Source organism: Acinetobacter schindleri CIP 107287 (assembly GCF_000368625.1).
Taxonomy (GTDB): domain Bacteria; phylum Pseudomonadota; class Gammaproteobacteria; order Pseudomonadales; family Moraxellaceae; genus Acinetobacter; species Acinetobacter schindleri.
The window spans coordinates 760187-777918 of the sequence record NZ_KB849575.1 but is presented as its reverse complement, the minus strand read 5'-3'; the positions used below and the strand labels follow the sequence as shown (position 1 = coordinate 777918).

Here is a 17732-nt window from a genome sequence, read left to right as displayed (position 1 = left end):
TATGTCTAGTGCACAGATTTCCCGAAAGCCAGATTCATAATTGTTTCAGAAATTGTTTTGAAATCTAAGCGGCAAACACACATCAATCCTTTCCCATCAAAATAGTCTGGCACGTGCTGCATAAAGAACTGGTAATGAACATCACTGCGTTTGCGCAGTCGAATCAACTGATCTGGCGTGACTTTAGGCATCAGTGCCGGTGCAACATAAATACCCTGCCCACGTTTATCTACCTGAGACTTGTATCTGTGCATCAGCTCAAGTACGGATTGATGAGCAGTCGGCATGGTGTAACCTTTTCTTGGATAAAAATAACGACTACGTGAGGCAAACAAGGTATAGACCTTCGGCTGCATCAAGGTGGTGACAAACCAAAGTGGAATGGCCGGATAACGTAAACGATAGCGCAAAGCCACACGAATGGCAGTCTTTAAAGTCAGATTACTACGACGATACTGTTCCAGTACGCCGGCACGTGAAGTCACCACAAAAACAGGCTTGTCCTGCAGCTGCAATTTGAGAATTGGCATAATATTCTGGCCAATCAGCCGCTCTCCGACGAAATACTGTATGACTGGTACAGAAACTGCTTCTGGATCATGTACATATTGATATAGCTGTTCAACAGGCGCAAAGGGAAAAATGAGTTGATCAAATTCCAGCATCTGCTGAAAAAAATCATGTTTCTGCTGGGCTGGCAAAGTTGCAAAATCAATGATGGTTTCTCTGATTTTCATGTATGTCATCCATTGAAGCGGCAGGCAGATCAGTTAATTCATGATACTTTTCTACTGATTCCGAGCTAAAAGCGTGTGATTAGTAAATCTTCTGATTTGGCAGATTAGCATAGGATTTTTAAGTTCTTATACACAATATCAGACTTATCAGTTACCAAATAGTTCACTATAAATTTAAGTTATTGAATTTAATAGTTATTATATATAAATTATGAGACCTGTATCAAGCTTTTATTTAATTATGTATTTTTAACCTTAATTTTTTGAAGAAAATAAGCAATTTTTATAGTTTTTAGCTGACTGACTAATTTCCAAGCTTAAAATTATTCTACTGTCTGTATCACAGTATTTAGGCATAAAAAAGCCAGCAAGTAACTACTTGCTGGCTTTTCCTGGATAAACCAGTTTAAGTCAGAACATCAAACTTAACCTTGGTAATGGATATTCACCGACTTAATACGATTGTTTTCCATTTCAGTCACTTGGAAAGTAACCTGTTGATGCTCCAGTGTTGTACCAACTTCTACATGACCATTGGTTTTATCCAGAATCAGACCTGCAACACTGATATAACCAGCATCTTCTTCAATCAGATCCAGCATACCTAGCTCTAGTTCCAGCTGATACAGATCCAGCATGCCTGAAGCAATCCAATGCGTATCATCCACACGAACTAAATCCAGCTGTTCGTCTGCATCCGGGAATTCCCCTGCAATCGCTTCAAATACATCTAGTGGTGAAATCAGACCCTGTACATGACCAAACTCATCACTCACCAGAACCAAAGAACCTTTAGAAGTCCGCAAGGTATTAATTGCATCAATAACCTTCATATTTTCAAAGATAAAGATAGGACGATGACGCTTAATCAATGCTTTTAACGCTTCTGGTTCTTCCAGTACATCCAGCAATTCTTTGGCACGAACAACGCTGATCACCTTATCCAGACTGCCACGACAGACTGGAAACAGACTATGCGGTACTGACAAGATTTTTTCACGAATCTGCTCTGGGCTATCATCAAGATTTACCCAGGAAATATGGCCCCGCGGTGTCATAATAGATGCTACAGAACGTTCCGCTAAAGTGAGCACGCCACCAATCATATACCGCTCTTCATCTGCAAAGGTTTCTTGTGCTTCAGCATTCATATCTGGACTGCTGGTTTCTACTCGGCCACCCATCAATTTTAAAATTGAGTCGGCAGTACGATGACGTAATGGAATTTTTGCTTCATGTTTTGCAACATTGCGCTGACCAAACTGGTTAAACGCCTCAATAGCAATAGCAACACCAATACCTGAATAGATATAGCCTTTTGGAATATGGAAGCCAAAACCTTCTGCAATCAAGCTGATACCAATTAAGAGTAAGAAACTTAAACACAAAATCACGACGGTTGGATGACGATTGACAAAGGCAGTTAAAGGCTTAGATGCAAGCAACATCACCATCATTGCGACAACCATTGCCACCATCATCACATAGATGTTGTCGACCATACCAATTGCAGTAATCACCGAATCGAGCGAGAAGACTGCATCTAGAATCACAATTTGAGCAACAACGGCAGTAAAACCCGCATAGACGACATTCGTTGTGACTTTGACTTCAGGCTTGCCTTCCATCTTCTCATGCAGCTCTCCCACAGCCTTATAGACCAGGAACAAGCCACCACCCAAGAGAATCAGATCTCGACCAGAGAATGTTTTATCAAATATGGTAATTAAAGGTTCGGTTAAGGTAACCAACCAAGAGATTGCAAATAACAATCCTAAACGCATAAACAACGCCAGAGATAAACCAATCACACGGGCTTTATCGCGTTGTTCAGGAGGTAATTTTTCAGCCAGAATGGCAATAAAGACTAGGTTATCAATACCTAAAACGATTTCAAGAATAATAAGTGTAATTAAACCCACCCAGATTCCGGGATCTAATAAAAACTCCATTAGAGAATTACCCCGTTCGAGTAAGCTAGAAATAAAGATGGAAGATCAACGCACGGCGAGGGATCCATAATTTTAACCTTTTTGACTTAAGACTCTCTTATTATGCACAAAGCTTTTAATTTGTAATGGTCTTTTTATATTAATTCGGTAAATACTTGTTTATATAGAAGTCTATGCAAACTGGTCAGTAATTAATAGCCAGGATTGTTCTTCAGTGCTTCACTTAATCCCTGTCGTCGTATTAATTTAGCTGATATACGAAAAAAATGTTGCTTTCCAAGTCACTCATCAGTTTTCGTAAACAATCACCCTCTCATCATCAATATCAGTACCAGCTTTTCTCAGATATATCCCTAAATAAAGATAACGCTTAGAGATATTTTCATAAATAGTTTTAGTAACAAATTTCTGAATATCGGAATGAAGAATGACTTAATAAAGACGGCACTATCTTCAAATCACTGATCTTCCCCACGCCTTCCTTATTTTATTTTAAAAATTAAAGTGACATTCATCGGGTTAAATACACCTTCAAGTTTAACTCTTATTACTAAATCTTTCTTTCATATAATTTTATTTCTAATTGGATCAAAATTCATAACAAATTTCCCGATGTATGGCAGAAGTGAATAGGTAACAGATGAGTTAAAAATAGGTAAACTTAGGTCTTTCTCGACCAGTCGATAATTTGTGTCAATTATTAGCATTATTAAAAACATTGATTCACATTTTGTCGCATTTTTTAAAAATAATGGTTGAAACTTATATAAACATTTTCATAGAATGTAACTGCCTTACAAAAATAAATACAAGGAATCTACCATGACTAAAAAGTATGCGAAGTTTTTACCTTCAACTGAAGAATTTACTTTAGAAAATTTTCCCTACTATTGGGTTACTCAAGTCCACGCACAATATGTTTTAAATGTTGACCACGCGCTCAAGAAATATGGCGTTGACAACTCACGTCGCCGTATTTTGCTTGCCTTAAAAGCGAAACCACATGCAAGCGTGTCTGATCTTTCCGAGATGGTGGTTTCTAAAATGTCGACCACCACGAAAATCATCTATCGTCTTAAAGACGAAGGCCTGGTTGATACTTATTCTTGTGAAGACGATGCACGTATTACGCGTGTGGTTCTTACAGAAAAAGGACATGAGATGTTCCATAAGATTAATGACCTGACTAACATTGTTCTGGAACAGTCATTTGAAGGCCTAACACCACTTCAAATCGAAAAAACTATGGAAAGTTTACGTCACATCTTCAAAAACCTTGCGCGCTGATCTAAAAACTATAAAAAACTGATCAGGCACTAGCGTGACTTAAGCAGAAAGATGAATTCATAGGCTAGATTTATCTTTCTGCTTCTCCAGGAATCATTCAAAAAAATTCATTTGGGGACTGAATTTTTTGGGTACCTCCTTGGGTACATGTGAACACTCAAACTCCTCTACGGGAAATCCCTCAACAAAAGACTGTATATTTGGTGATTTCAGATTTAGCCATTCATCCATACGCTGATGTGGAATCACAATGACAGAACGCTTGATATTTCCCGGTTCATGGAAATCCTTCATCATAGGATGATCAATTGCGTCCATGGTAATCATGGTGCTTGAACGTACGATCTCATCCTGCACGCGCGCAATTTCATATAGGGCAGCAATATAAAATGCTTTCCCATCCTTACGTCTTACACCCCAGCGCTGTGGCTTATTATCGAAATATTTAGACTCATAAAACTCTGTTACCGGGATTACGCCAAATTTACATTTCGCTGTTGCCTCGGCAAAACTAGGCTTCTGTAGCAAGGTTTCATTACGGGCATTATAAGTGCGAGTTCCGATGGTTTTATCCTCAGCCCATTTTGGAATCAAACCAAAATTCACCGAGCGCCATTCCAAACCAAATTCTGACTTGAATAACAAAGGCAGCTGATAATTGGGATAGACTTCTTCTGGATATTCAAACGGAATTTCAGGAAGATTAAGGTCATGCAGTTGCTGCAAGGTGAGCGGTTTAAAGTTAGCGCACATAAAATCTTTAAAAACAAAAAATCACCGAAATATTATAATACTTCGGTGATCACAGACCTGTGTGTTTTTGCTAACAGGACTATTGTTTTGGCAAGGTCATCCAATGTGTACGGGTAAATTCCTCAAAGATCCAACGTCCATTAAAACGCCCCAGACCTGAGTTTTTCTCCCCACCAAATGGTGCATTTGGTTGGTCTGCAACCGTAATTCCATTAATGTGCGTCATACCCGCATCTATCTGAGCAGCAAAACGTTCACCGCGTTCAATATTTGAGGTACAGACTGCGCTGGAAAGCCCAAAGCGAGAGTTATTTGCCAAATTCAGTGCATGTTCTTCATCATCTGCTCTTAGGATCGGTAGAATCGGACCAAAACTTTCTTCCTGAGCGATTTCAAAGTAAGGATCGACATGAGTAAAGATATGCGGTGCCACTACATTTCCTTCTATACCGCCTTCATAGACCAACTGTGCATCTAGTTGTTTGGCATATTCGATAATCTTGCGATGCTTTTCAACTTGGCTCTGATTAATAATTGGTCCAATGATGGTTTCTGGCAAATTTGGATCACCAACAGGGATGGTTTTCACGCGCTCTATCAGTTTATCTACATAAGCATCATGCAGGCTCTGATCAACAATGACCCGATTGGTGCTCATGCAGATCTGTCCTTGATGCATAAAGCGTCCCATCACGGTGAGTTCTACTGCCAGATCCAGATCCGCATCATCCAGAATTACTAGTGGTGCATTACCACCCAATTCCAGTGCAAGACGTTTCATACGCGAACTTGACAGTGCTTTACTTCCCACACCCTGCCCAACTTCAGTTGAACCGGTAAATGAAATCATTTTTGGAATAGGATGTTCGACAAAATAATCACCGATTTCTTTACCAGCACCGACTACCACATTAAAGACGCCATGTGGTGTACCCGCTTCTTCAAATAATTTTCCAAGCAGTGTTCCACCCGTGACTGGCGTATCGCTGGCCGGCTTGAGTACCACCGTATTTCCGCAAGCGATTGCGGTAATGACTGAACGCATGGATAAATGAAAAGGGAAATTCCAAGGGCTAATTACTGCAATCACACCAAGCGGTTTACGTATCACAATACTTTTACGTGCAGGATCTCGACTTTCCAGCTCTTCTGGCTGGATTAGATCCGGAAATTTAGCACTTTCCTGAATGATTCCCAGCGATGCATCTACTTCAAGATTTGCCTTAAAGCGCGTACTACCAGATTCCTGGATCAACCAGTCTACAATCTCTTCACGGCGTCGCTGAATGATATTGGCCAGGTTTTGGATCAGCCCTTTAAGCACCTGAACCGAAGTTAAGGCACCTTGCTCAAACGCTGCCAGCGCTGCCTGATAAGCAGTATCTACATCTTCAGTACTTGCTGCCTGCAAGGTAAAAATTTCCTGTTGAGTATAGGGATTAAAATTTTGAATCGTGTGGATCGAGCCGCCTTGCTGCCATTGCCCGCCAATAAATTGTTGATCTAGATTTTGATAGGCTGTCATTTCCATCCCTACAACTTGTGAATTTTTCTCTACTTTATCAGAACAATTTTATAGATCAGAGCTGAGCGACGAATTGTTACGCTTTTATCGACAAATTTATATGTTCTCTATTTTTAATAACTGATTCATTTTAGACAGCCAACAAAAAAGCCTCCGAAGAGGCTTTTTTAGATCAGACAGGATTAGTCACCTGTATAACCTTTCAATTTTAAACGCGCTGCATGAAGTAAAGGCTCTGTATAACCTGCAGGTTGCTCACCACCCTTGAAAATCAGGTCAGAAGCAGCCTGGAATGCAATATTGTTATCAAAGTCAGCTGCCATTGGCGTGTAGAATGGATCATTGGCATTTTGCTCATCCACAATTTTTGCCATACGCTGCATCACTTCTTCAACCTGTTCACGAGTTACGATACCGTGACGCAACCAGTTTGCAACGTGTTGAGAAGAGATACGTAAAGTTGCACGGTCTTCCATCAAACCTACATCGTTGATATCAGGCACTTTTGAACAACCCACACCCAGATCCACCCAACGAACTACATAACCCAGGATACCCTGACAGTTATTTTCCAGTTCTTTCAGTTTCTCTTCTTCTGTCCAGTTGGTGTTGGCCGCCAATGGTGGTGTTAACAAGTCATCAAGAGGCAATGCTTCAGTTGCAAGTAATTCTTGCTGACGGTTTGCCACATTAATTTGATGGTAGTGAATCGCGTGAATCACTGCGCCTGTTGGAGACGGTACCCATGCACAGCTTGCGCCTGCTTCTGGATGCTCAGTCTTGGTTTTGTACATGTCTAATAGCATATCCGGTTTCGGCCACATACCTTTACCAATCTGTGCTTTACCACGTAAACCTGTTTGCAAACCGATCATTACGTTACGGTTTTCATAAGCCGGGAACCATTTTTGACCTTTGATTTCGCCCTTACGAACGAATGGACCAGCTTCCATGAAGGTATGGATTTCGTCACCAGTACGGTCCATGAAACCGGTATTAATGAAGATCGTGCGGTCTTTGGCCTGAGCAATACAGTTTTTCAGGTTAACAGAAGTACGGCGTTCTTCATCCATAATCCCGATTTTCAGGGTTTTTGCAGGTAAGCCAAGCGCTTGTTCAGCACGCTCGAACAGTTCTACTGCAAATGCCACTTCTTCAGGACCATGCATTTTTGGCTTCACGATGTACATCGAACCTTTACGTGAGTTCTTGATCGTGTTTTCACCACGAATGTCAGCAATCGTAAGAAGCGGAGTAACCAATGCATCCATGATGCCTTCATAGATTTCTTCGCCATCTACCAAGATCGCCGGGTTAGTCATCAAGTGACCTACGTTACGAAGTAACATCAATGAACGGCCGTGAACTTTAGTTTCACCACCTTCCAGATTTTTGAAGGTACGGTCAGCATTCAGTTTACGGGTAACTGTCTTACCGTTCTTTTCAATTGACTCTTCAAGCGTACCGCGCATCAAGCCTAACCAGTTACGGTAGCCTTCTACTTTTTCTTCAGCATCAACGGCTGCAACTGAGTCTTCCAAGTCTTGGATTGTGGTTACAGCTGCTTCAAGCACCACATCTTTTACGCCAGCTGCATCAGTTTGACCAATTGCGCTTGCTGCATCAATTTGGATGATTGCATGTAGACCATTGTTTTTAAGTACAACTTCTGTCGGTGCAGCAGCTTCGCCGTTATAACCGACGAATTTAGATGCATCTGCAACAGTTGTTGTAGAGCCATCTTTTAGCGTTACAACAAGCGCATTTCCTTCAACCGCATATTTGGTTGCATCGGCATGTGAACCATTTGCCAATGGGAAAGTTTCGTCTAAGAAGTTTTTCGCAAATGCGATAACTTTTTCGCCACGTTTTGGATTATAGCCTTTATCCTTTTCTGCGCCATCTTCTTCAGAGATTACGTCAAAACCGTAAAGTGCATCGTATAAAGAACCCCAACGTGCGTTTGCCGCATTTAAGCAGTAACGTGCATTACGTACAGGTACCACTAACTGTGGGCCTGCCAATAGTGCAATTTCTTCATCTACGTTTTCAGTCGTAATTTGAAAATCTTCTACTTCTGGTAGCAAGTAGCCAATTTCAGTCAAGAAAGCTTTGTAAGCTTGTAATTCAAATGTGTTATTGCGGTGCCATTCATCGATTTTCGCCTGAATGTCATCACGCTTAGCCAAAAGTGCTTTGTTTTTAGGGCTAAGATCAACAACGACTTGTTCAAAGTTCTTCCAGTATGTTTCGCTGTCCAAACCAGAACCTGGTAATGCTTCATTTTCGATAAAATCGTAAAGTTCTTTAGCAATCGCTAACTTGCCTTTTTGAATACGTGCAGTCATTGTCTTTCCTGATATTGCTACTTTTTATACAAGAGATTCTAGTATAACGATTAAAATTTAGCTGAATAGTACTATCACATTCCTAAATAATGATCATTTTATTTAGCGTCACCCTCATGTCCGCTAATATTGATCGGAATGTTTCGTCATCAATTCACTAAATACCCTAATGACAGTGTATAAAGTTTTCGAAATGTAGAAATTAGACTTAAGTTCAGATTTTCGCGCAAAAATCACGCATTTCCATATACATTGTCATTCTTGAAGCACGATTAAGCCATGAAATGTGCTTATTGTCGATAAACTGCCCAGTAATTTTGCATAAAAAAAGCGCCGAATAACCGACGCTTTTTGAAGCTTTATTCAGCATTGCTGGAGGCAATTTTCTCAATCTGGCGATGCTCCGAATGTAAGTATTCATCTGATTGCATTTCCAGCAGACGTGAACGGGTCCGTTCAATCTCGAAAGCCAGTTTTTCACCTTGGTAAATGTCAACGATATTGTCTTCAGAAGTGAGTAGCAATTTCACACCACGGTCATAGAATTCATCTACCAGGTAAATGAAACGGCGTGTACCATCATTCAAGAAGTCGGTCAGGTGCGGCACATTGCTGACCAGCACAGTATTATAGATATTGGCGATTTCAATAAAGTCAGCCGGACTACGCGGTTTCAGGCACAGTTCTGCAAATTCACACCATAATACATCTTCGGTATGTGCCACAGTTTCGACAATACGATTATTGATGATGATCGGTTCATCAGAATGCTGCTGGGTCTGGGTTAGTGCGCTAAAACGCTGTGCCATCCAGTTTTTATTATCATGCGTCAACGGGAACCTGAATAACTGTGCCTGTTTAAGTACACGCAAACGATAATCCACACCTGCATCGACATTTAGAATCACACAATTCTTTTTTACCAGCTCAATGGTCGGAATAAAACGGTCACGGTGGATGCCATTTTTATATAGGCCATCTGGGGCAATATTCGAGGTCGCGACCAAGGTAATGCCGCGCTCAAACAGTTTCTGAAACAGATCACTAAGGATCATGGCATCGGTTACATTCGATACGAAAAATTCATCAAAACAGATGACCACGGCATCTTTATAAATCTGGTCTGCCACTAAATCTAGCGGGTTACGTTGACCAGATAATTTGTTCAGCTCACGATGCACATGCTGCATAAAGTGGTGAAAATGCATGCGGATTTTACGGCGAAATGGAATGGAATCGTAGAACTGATCCATCAGCCAGGTTTTACCACGACCTACACCACCCCACATATACACACCCTTCGGTGAGGTTTGACGGCGGAAACGGCGGAATGCTTTCTTGGAAGCCTTAAAGCGTTGAATTAACTCCACCCAGACACGGTCTAGCTCATGTACTGCAATCGCTTGTGCATCATCCGGCATGAACTGCCCCGAAGACAGTGCCTGTGCATAACGTTCTGCAGGAGATAAGGGGCTAAAGGCGTTGTGCTGATGTGAATTTAAGTCGGACATAAGGTTCATTACTATTGAGATTCATAAAAATTATAGCGAAGATTTAACTTCAAGCCATAACACTTTGGCATTAGCAAACTTAGGCTATTTTACATATTGGCGCGGACTCTGACCAAACCAGCGTTTAAATGCGTGATTAAACGCCGCCGGTTCAGAATATCCTAGCAGTTCTGCAATCATTTCAATTGAATATTGTTTATATTCAATCATTCTTAAGGCTTTATCCTTAATGATATCCTCACGGATCTGCTTATAACTGGTATTCAGCTGCTGTAGCTGATGCCGTAAGGTCCGTTCCGGAATATTCAAGGCTTGCGCAGTTTCTGCCATGGTCGGCATTCCTCCACTTTGCAGCTCCAGATAGTCCTGCACCCGTTGGATTAATGAAGGTGTCTTTTCATCTTCACGCAATCGTTCCAGTTCAGCAATACACTTCTTTTCATACAGCTTGAAGGTCATCTCATCTGCTGAAGGAATCTTGACATTTAACACCGCTTCATCAAACCAGAAAGCGGCCTGATCGGCATTGAACTGTACCTGATGCCCATAATAATCATGGTAGAGCTGTAACTGTTTTAACTCTTCCGGCTTTGGAAATGGCAATTCAATCCTTACTTCAGGCACCGAAAGTCCCATCATCTTGTACAGGTCCTGAATAAACTTGTAAGTCCCAGAGATTTCAGCCTGCGCGACCAGCTGACCTAATTGGTCCTGCAAATTACTCGGACGATAACAAAGTGCAATGCGATGCCCCGCCTGCTTGAAACTCATTTCCCCAGTCAGATGGGTTAACTGCTGAAAACGGATACCATGAACTAGTGCATCTCTCACAGTAGGGCTAGTCACCAGTAGCATGAGCAGCGGGCCATATCCTGCCAGTGCATAATGCTGTCCGATCAAGATCCCTTTTTCTGGTACAACTCCCTCACCTACAACTTTGAGTACATCATATTCCAGACTGGGATGAATGATCGACGTAGGATCAAGGTCATCTATACGCAGCCCGATATTGTCCAGCTTATGCTCCAATGCAATGCCTGCCTTGCGCATCCCCTGAATCAAGTACATCAAACTGAGTATCGATCTCTTCATTGCGATTTGAATTTAATAGGATTGTTCCTGTTTTACTATAAATTTTAAAAATTCTCTATTGCCGTTTTGATCAATTTTGTCGTCTTATTAATCATGTTTGATCTTAGAACTTTACAATATTCTAATAAATCTGGATATGCACGGATTGCACGGCATGAATACTACAAAGAAAAATAACACAACCAAAATTGCTATTATTGGTGCAGGTTTTGGCGGAATTGCAATGGCCATTCGTTTGCAACAACAAGGAATTACAGACTTTATAATTCTTGAAAAGTCCAATGATTTTGGCGGTACTTGGCGTGAAAATCAGTATCCGGGTGCAGCCTGTGATGTGCAATCTCACATGTATTCTCTATCTTATGCACCGAAAGCTGACTGGTCAAAAAGATATGCAGAAGCGCCGGAAATCTTTGCCTATATTCAACAACTGGTCAAAGAATTCAATGTTCCTGCATTTACCCGTCTAAATACTGAAGTTAAAGCTGCACATTATGATGAAAAGCGTTGTCGCTGGGCATTAACTTTAAATGAAGATGAACAGCTGGAAGCACAATATGTCATTTTTGCATCCGGCCCTTTGCATGTCCCGCAAATTCCGAAGATTAGCGGAATCGAAAAATTTAAAGGTAAAGTCTTCCACTCCTCTCAATGGGATCACAGCTATAACCTCACTGGTAAAAATGTCACTTCGATTGGAACAGGTGGCAGTGAGTGCTATTCAGTACATTCCAGAAATCGCTCCACAATGCAAACAGCTCTATGTAATGCAGCGCACTGCAGCCTGGGTGATTCCACGTGATGAGCGGCTGTATCATGATTTGGAAAAGAAGCTTTTTGCACGCTTTGACTGGTTTCGTAAATTACATCGTATTCGTCTGTACTGGTCGAATGAATCCCGTGTCGTCCCTATCGTAAAACCGACCGTGATGAAATATACACAGAAACTGGCTGAAGCTTATATCCGCTATCAGGTCAAAGATAAGGAAGTTGCACAAAAACTGATTCCAGATTACATCATGGGTTGTAAACGGATTCTGGTTTCCAATAAATATTTCCCCACCTTTAATCGGTCTAATGTCGAACTGGTCACTAACACAATTCAGGAACTGACGGAAGACAGTATTATTACTGCAGATGGTAGAAAACGGCCGATTGACTGCCTGATTTATGGCACAGGTTTTATTACTGATCCGCGTATTTATCTGAAAAACTTTGAATGCACTGGTTTAAATGACATCAAGCTCAATGAGGTCTGGAAAGATGGTGCAGAAAGCTATTATGGTATCTGTATCAAGAGTTTCCCGAATTTGTTCCAGCTGCTTGGTCCAAATACTGTGCTGGCGCATAACTCGGTCCTGTTTATGATCGAGTCACAAGTAGAATATATTCTGCAGTTAATCCAGATGGTTGAACGATCGCATACCGAGGCAATCTTGATCAAAGATGAAGTACATGATCAGTTTAACGCACAGGTACAACACATGATGGAGAATACTGTCTGGCAATCGGGCTGCGTGAGCTGGTATCAACAGGATGGTGGCAAAAATTTTGCCTTATGGCCCACCTATACCTGGAAATACTGGCTGAAAACCAAGTGGGCTAATCCATCAGATTACCATTTACTGAGTAAAGCCAGTTAAAGCAACAACATATTCGTTAAAGGGATGGCATAATATGGAAAATTTTTATTTTTCCTGATTATGCAATCCTTTTGGCTTATCTTCCAATTACTGTTTTGTCTGGCGATCGGCTTTCTGTATGCCAGAAAGTTGCCTCAAACTGTTGTTAAAGTATCTTTTGCCGTTCTACCCTATTTTAGTTATGTGCTACTGATCTCGATTGCTTTTGAGTTTTCACAACTTCTCGATGAACTAAAGCACCCTTATCAAATTCTGAGTACCTCTCTCAGTATTGCAGCGATCACTTCACTCGGTGCCTTTACCTGTTGTTATCTACTGTTTAAGTGGGCAGGCTATCAACCTTCCTCAGGACGGGTTTCTACACAACTGGTAATTAAATCACTCATCAATATCAGTTATGCCTTTATTGCGCTCGGCATGGGTTATTTGCTGCATGCGGGTTTAGGTAGCTTAAATATTCAGGCACAAATCAGTACCTGGCATTTACTGCTTGTGTTTATGTTCCTGATCGGACTCGATCTTGCCTATTCCCCACTTGACCGCTCATGGCTAAACTGGAAAATTCTGCTGGTACCACTCGGTTGTATTCTTGGTTCACTACTGAGTGTACTGCTCTATGCGACATGGCAATCTGATATCAGACTTCAAGACCTGATTATGCTATCGCAAGGTTATGGCTTCTACTCGATGAGCGGTATTGTGGTAACTGAACTCAGGAATGCTGAATTGGGCAGTATTGCACTGATGAATGATCTGTTTCGGGAAATCTTTGCAATTCTACTGATGTATTGTCTTGGCTGGCGCTATCCACGTGCCGCAATTGCAGCTGCAGGTGCAACATCCATGGATGTCACCTTACCGATGGTAAAACAGGCCTGTGGTAATGATTTTATTCCGCATGCCATGTTAAGCGGTTTTATTTTGTCGGTATTGGCACCGATGATGGTCAGTGTTTTAGCAGCCATCTAATTCATTAACTTTCTTTAAATCTCTCCCAAAGAGAGAGAAGCGAAGCTTAAAATAATAGAATAAAGCCCCCCTTGGGAAATGAAGAGCCTCAAAATATATTTTGAGTTCGCAAAGGTGAGGGAAAATATTGAAGAATCATAATCAAATATTTAAGTTAATCTCCTGATAGCTCTTCCACTGTATCAACCATCTCTGAAGCCAGTTCCACAATATCAACACCATCAAGACGCGACATCCAATTCCATGAACTCGCAGAGTTATACTGTTTCTGGAGTCGTTGCTGTTCAAGCTGATCTGCTATTTTTTCCAATTCATGATTTTGTTCCAGTAATTTTTGTTCTCGCGTTTTCATTGTAAATTCCTTTTTTATTTTTATACTGTTTTTTCAATGTATAAAAAAAGCCTTTCGTTTGAAAGGCTTTTTATCGAATTGATAGAATTACAAGGTTGCCAGAATATCTTTTAAAGTCTGACGCATATTTTCAGATTTGGTAATTGGACGACCAATCACCAAATGTGTAGAACCATCCAACATTGCTTGTTTCGGTGTCACAATACGCTTTTGGTCGTCTGCATTTGAGCCTTCCGGACGGATCCCCGGCGTCACCAATGCAAAGTCTGCACCAAGTGTTTCGCGCAGCATTTTTGCTTCTTGCGCAGAACACACCACACCATCTAGACCACTGTCTTGGGTCAAAGCAGCAAGACGTTTCACATGTTCAAAGGGTTCAATATCCAGACCTATATCTTTTAAATCTTCACGGCCCATTGAAGTTAATACCGTTACCGCGATCAGTTGGGTATTATAATTCCCAGCTTTAAGACGCTCAACACAGGTTTCCATCATTTTACGACCGCCAGAAGCATGTACATTCACCATCCATACACCCAAGTCTGCGGCTGCACATACTGCCTGCGCAGTAGTATTTGGAATATCGTGAAATTTCAAATCAAGGAAAACTTCAAAACCTTTATCTTGCAGTGCTTTGACGACTAATGGGCCTTCATGGGTAAATAACTCTTTACCAACTTTTACACGGCAAAGCTCAGGGTCTAATTGCTCAGCAATCGTCAATGCGTCATATTGGCTTTTTGCATCCAAGGCAACGATAATACTCATAACAAGACCCTTCAAATTGACAAAATTAAGGCATTATACGGATTTCAGCTGTATGAACAAATATATAAATTATGAAAACTGTTTCTTAATTCAATTTAAATCTCTTATTTGTAAAACAATTTTTTTAATTAATTTTATTTTTAATGGGTTTATAAAACTTAAAGCATAAAAAAGCACCCTGAGCAAGAATCAGAGTGCTTTAAATATAATCAGGAGAAGTTTAAATAGTCAAAGTTATGACATCACATCCTTATAAAGGTGTCGAAGGTCGATCCTGAGGATGGATATCAACAACTGTCTTTTCATGGCGTGAATGAGCAGCTGCTTCTGCTGCCATCAGTTTCGCTGTATTCAGCTGCTCTTTACGAAGATGGTCTATGTCTTTACGCAGTCGCTTAATTTCCCAGCTGTTTTGGAAAACTTTAAATACCTGTACACCCAGCAGTAGGCCAAGAATGACACCCAATGACAGTGTCAACAACAATAACAGGCCTAAACGCATTGCAGGAACCTGAGTAAATAACAGGTCTACAGATAGTTCAGTTCCATTTTGCAATACCAGTGCCAGTGAATACCCAAATACAACGAGTAATAAAACGACGAGTACGTAACGCATAACACGCCCCTTGAATTATTTGTTTGCTGATTCGTTTACAGCATCACGTAGTGCCTTACCTGGTTTGAAGTGTGGAACCGCTTTTGCTGCGACTTCAACAGACTTACCGGTTTTCGGGTTTCGGCCAATACGTGGCTCGCGATGATGCAATGCGAAGCTGCCAAACCCACGAATCTCAATACGGTTGTCTGTCGATAATGCTTCGATCATTTGATCGATCATGATCTTCACAGCTTCTTCAACTAAAGGCTCAGCTAAATGCGGGTTCTTTAGGGAAATACGCTCTATTAAATCAGACTTATTAAGTGCTTCAGTAGTCATCTGCGACCTCTTTAATTATCAAGCTACTTGGACTCTCTATGGCGATAATAACCTGTTTAAATACAAAACGGTAGCGCAATAATTAAATACTACGCTACCGTTTACAGTAATCGTTCAGAAAATATTAGTTAACTTACATTAACAATACATTTCCTGTGCTTACTTAGTTGCTCATTTGCGCCTTAATCAGGTCACCAATAGTCTTAGGACCATTTTCTTGACCAGCAGCAGCTGTTTTCAAGTTAGCAACAGCTTCTTTCTCTTCAGCTTCGTCTTTCGCTTTGATAGACAAATTGATAGAGCGAGATTTACGATCTACATTGATGATCTTAGCTTCAACTTCTTGACCAACTTCAAGGAACTTAGTTGCATCTTCAACGCGGTCGCGGTTGATTTCAGATGCTTTAAGAGTCGCTTCAACTTCGTCAGCTAACTTAACTGTAGCGCCTTTAGCGTCAACAGCAGTTACAGTACCTTTAACAAGTGCACCGCGTTCGTTAGCAGCTAAGAAATCGTTGAATGGATCGCTGTTCAATTGTTTGATACCAAGGCTGATACGGTTGCCTTCAGCGTCTACAGACAAGATAACCGCTTCAACTGTGTCACCTTTCTTGTAACGACGAATCGCTTCTTCGCCTTGTTCGTTCCAAGAGATGTCAGACAAGTGAACTAGACCATCGATACCGCCTGGTAAACCGATGAAGATACCGAAGTCAGTGATAGACTTGATCGTACCAGATACTTTCTCGCCTTTGTCGTGGTTCTTAGCAAACTCTTCCCATGGGTTAGCACGAGTTTGTTTGATACCAAGAGAAATACGACGACGCTCTTCGTCTACTTCAAGAACCATAACGTCAACTTCGTCACCGATCTGAACTACTTTAGATGGGTGGATGTTTTTGTTAGTGTGGTCCATTTCAGACACGTGTACTAGACCTTCAACGCCTTCAGCGATTTCTGCGAAACAGCCGTAGTCAGTTAGGTTAGTTACGCGAGCTTTAACGATAGAACCTTTAGGGTAACGGCTCATGATCGCTAACCATGGATCTTCGCCTAATTGTTTAAGACCTAAAGATACGCGGTTACGTTCGCGGTCGAATTTAAGTACTTTAACAGTAACTTCTTGACCAACTTCCACAACTTCTGATGGGTGCTTGATACGTTTCCAAGCCATGTCAGTGATGTGAAGAAGACCGTCGATACCGCCAAGGTCAACGAACGCGCCGTAGTCAGTAAGGTTCTTAATCGTACCAGTAACTGTTTGACCTTCTTCAAGCTGAGCAAGAAGCGCTTCGCGGTCAGCTGAAGATTCAGCTTCCATAACAGCACGACGTGAAACAACAACGTTGTTACGTTTAGCGTCAAGCTTGATTACTTTGAATTCTAGCTCTTTGCCTTCTAAGTGAGTCGTATCACGAATAGGACGAGTATCAACTAAAGAACCAGGAAGGAACGCACGTACTGGACCGATGTCAACAGTGAAACCGCCTTTAACTTTACCAGAGATAACACCAGTAACGATTTCGCCGTCTTCAAAGATTTTTTCAAGTTTAGTCCAAGTCTCAGCGCGTTTAGCTTTTTCGCGAGAAAGAACAGTTTGACCCATACCGTTGTCAAGTGCTTCAACAACTACGTCTACAGTGTCGCCAACTTGAACTTCAAGTTCGCGTTGTTCATTTAAGAACTCAGCACGGTCAACAACGCCTTCAGATTTAAGGCCAGTGTCAACAGTTACCCAGTCAGAGTCGATGCTTACTACAACGCCTTGGATGACTGCACCCTTTTCAACGTTGAGGTTTAATTCGCTTTCTTCAAAGAGGGCTGCAAAAGATTCGGTCATGATATTTCCGATAAAGTC

The 17732-nt window shown here is 41.3% G+C and carries 14 protein-coding genes and 1 pseudogene; 3 read left to right on the top strand and 12 right to left on the bottom strand.

The features are described from left to right. Window positions 1-5: 5 nt before the first annotated feature. Complete coding sequence (locus F955_RS06900) at window positions 6-737, bottom strand: hypothetical protein (protein WP_004892847.1); 732 nt, start codon at window positions 735-737, stop codon at window positions 6-8. A gap of 425 nt (window positions 738-1162) precedes the next feature. Further along, window positions 1163-2689, bottom strand: coding sequence for a TerC family protein (locus tag F955_RS06895; RefSeq protein WP_004892844.1), 1527 nt, complete (start codon window positions 2687-2689; stop codon window positions 1163-1165). An 822-nt stretch (window positions 2690-3511) separates the two neighbouring features. On the opposite strand from F955_RS06895, the gene F955_RS06890 reads away from it, so the two are divergent. Then, complete coding sequence (locus F955_RS06890) at window positions 3512-3976, top strand: MarR family winged helix-turn-helix transcriptional regulator (protein ID WP_004892843.1); 465 nt, start codon at window positions 3512-3514, stop codon at window positions 3974-3976. Window positions 3977-4069: 93 nt separating this feature from the next. Here F955_RS06890 and F955_RS06885 read toward each other — a convergent pair whose 3' ends face one another. From F955_RS06885 to F955_RS06865, 5 genes are all read right to left on the bottom strand, one after another. Next, window positions 4070-4729 (bottom strand): SOS response-associated peptidase family protein, encoded by a 660-nt coding sequence (locus tag F955_RS06885; RefSeq protein ID WP_004892840.1) that lies wholly within the window; start codon window positions 4727-4729, stop codon window positions 4070-4072. Window positions 4730-4808: 79 nt separating this feature from the next. Further along, window positions 4809-6254 carry an aldehyde dehydrogenase family protein gene (locus F955_RS06880; protein WP_004892837.1) on the bottom strand — a complete coding sequence of 482 codons (1446 nt, stop codon included), beginning with the start codon at window positions 6252-6254 and terminating at the stop codon, window positions 4809-4811. A gap of 182 nt (window positions 6255-6436) precedes the next feature. Continuing rightward, a complete protein-coding gene (locus tag F955_RS06875; protein ID WP_004892835.1) occupies window positions 6437-8602 on the bottom strand; it encodes a malate synthase G in 2166 nt (721 codons plus the stop codon). Window positions 8603-8961: 359 nt separating this feature from the next. After that, window positions 8962-10113, bottom strand: a complete 1152-nt coding sequence (gene zapE / locus F955_RS06870) for a cell division protein ZapE (protein ID WP_004892833.1) — start codon at window positions 10111-10113, stop codon at window positions 8962-8964. 84 nt (window positions 10114-10197) lie between these two features. Then, window positions 10198-11205, bottom strand: coding sequence for a helix-turn-helix domain-containing protein (locus F955_RS06865; RefSeq protein WP_026056729.1), 1008 nt, complete (start codon window positions 11203-11205; stop codon window positions 10198-10200). A gap of 154 nt (window positions 11206-11359) precedes the next feature. Here F955_RS06865 and F955_RS06860 point away from each other — a divergent pair. Both F955_RS06860 and F955_RS06855 read left to right on the top strand, forming a co-directional pair. Then, window positions 11360-12848 (top strand): annotated as a pseudogene (locus F955_RS06860) (flavin-containing monooxygenase). Between the two features lie 60 nt (window positions 12849-12908). Continuing rightward, window positions 12909-13817, top strand: a complete 909-nt coding sequence (locus tag F955_RS06855; protein WP_004892822.1) for a LysO family transporter — start codon at window positions 12909-12911, stop codon at window positions 13815-13817. Window positions 13818-13971: 154 nt separating this feature from the next. Here the strand turns inward: F955_RS06855 and F955_RS06850 are convergent, their stop codons facing one another. The 5 genes from F955_RS06850 to rpsA form a co-directional block, all read right to left on the bottom strand. Then, a complete protein-coding gene (locus tag F955_RS06850) occupies window positions 13972-14169 on the bottom strand; it encodes a hypothetical protein (protein WP_004892820.1) in 198 nt (65 codons plus the stop codon). Window positions 14170-14256: 87 nt separating this feature from the next. Then, entirely contained in the window at window positions 14257-14937 is a 681-nt protein-coding gene (pyrF, locus tag F955_RS06845) for an orotidine-5'-phosphate decarboxylase (protein WP_004892818.1), read from the bottom strand. 250 nt (window positions 14938-15187) lie between these two features. Next, window positions 15188-15553, bottom strand: a complete 366-nt coding sequence (locus tag F955_RS06840; protein WP_004815608.1) for a lipopolysaccharide assembly protein LapA domain-containing protein — start codon at window positions 15551-15553, stop codon at window positions 15188-15190. Between the two features lie 15 nt (window positions 15554-15568). Further along, window positions 15569-15874 carry an integration host factor subunit beta gene (locus F955_RS06835; protein ID WP_004815605.1) on the bottom strand — a complete coding sequence of 102 codons (306 nt, stop codon included), beginning with the start codon at window positions 15872-15874 and terminating at the stop codon, window positions 15569-15571. Between the two features lie 163 nt (window positions 15875-16037). After that, window positions 16038-17714, bottom strand: a complete 1677-nt coding sequence (gene rpsA / locus F955_RS06830; RefSeq protein WP_004815604.1) for a 30S ribosomal protein S1 — start codon at window positions 17712-17714, stop codon at window positions 16038-16040. Window positions 17715-17732 lie beyond the last annotated feature (18 nt).

Bases quoted from the DNA above. Each gene is read 5' to 3' on its own strand.
- F955_RS06900 (WP_004892847.1), bottom strand. From the start codon at position 737: ATGAAAATCAGAGAAACCATCATTGATTTTGCAACTTTGCCAGCCCAG.
- F955_RS06895 (WP_004892844.1), bottom strand. From the start codon at position 2,689: ATGGAGTTTTTATTAGATCCCGGAATCTGGGTGGGTTTAATTACACTT.
- F955_RS06890 (WP_004892843.1), top strand. From the start codon at position 3,512: ATGACTAAAAAGTATGCGAAGTTTTTACCTTCAACTGAAGAATTTACT.
- F955_RS06885 (WP_004892840.1), bottom strand. From the start codon at position 4,729: ATGTGCGCTAACTTTAAACCGCTCACCTTGCAGCAACTGCATGACCTT.
- F955_RS06880 (WP_004892837.1), bottom strand. From the start codon at position 6,254: ATGACAGCCTATCAAAATCTAGATCAACAATTTATTGGCGGGCAATGG.
- F955_RS06875 (WP_004892835.1), bottom strand. From the start codon at position 8,602: ATGACTGCACGTATTCAAAAAGGCAAGTTAGCGATTGCTAAAGAACTT.
- zapE (WP_004892833.1), bottom strand. From the start codon at position 10,113: ATGTCCGACTTAAATTCACATCAGCACAACGCCTTTAGCCCCTTATCT.
- F955_RS06865 (WP_026056729.1), bottom strand. From the start codon at position 11,205: ATGAAGAGATCGATACTCAGTTTGATGTACTTGATTCAGGGGATGCGC.
- F955_RS06855 (WP_004892822.1), top strand. From the start codon at position 12,909: ATGCAATCCTTTTGGCTTATCTTCCAATTACTGTTTTGTCTGGCGATC.
- F955_RS06850 (WP_004892820.1), bottom strand. From the start codon at position 14,169: ATGAAAACGCGAGAACAAAAATTACTGGAACAAAATCATGAATTGGAA.
- pyrF (WP_004892818.1), bottom strand. From the start codon at position 14,937: ATGAGTATTATCGTTGCCTTGGATGCAAAAAGCCAATATGACGCATTG.
- F955_RS06840 (WP_004815608.1), bottom strand. From the start codon at position 15,553: ATGCGTTACGTACTCGTCGTTTTATTACTCGTTGTATTTGGGTATTCA.
- F955_RS06835 (WP_004815605.1), bottom strand. From the start codon at position 15,874: ATGACTACTGAAGCACTTAATAAGTCTGATTTAATAGAGCGTATTTCC.
- rpsA (WP_004815604.1), bottom strand. From the start codon at position 17,714: ATGACCGAATCTTTTGCAGCCCTCTTTGAAGAAAGCGAATTAAACCTC.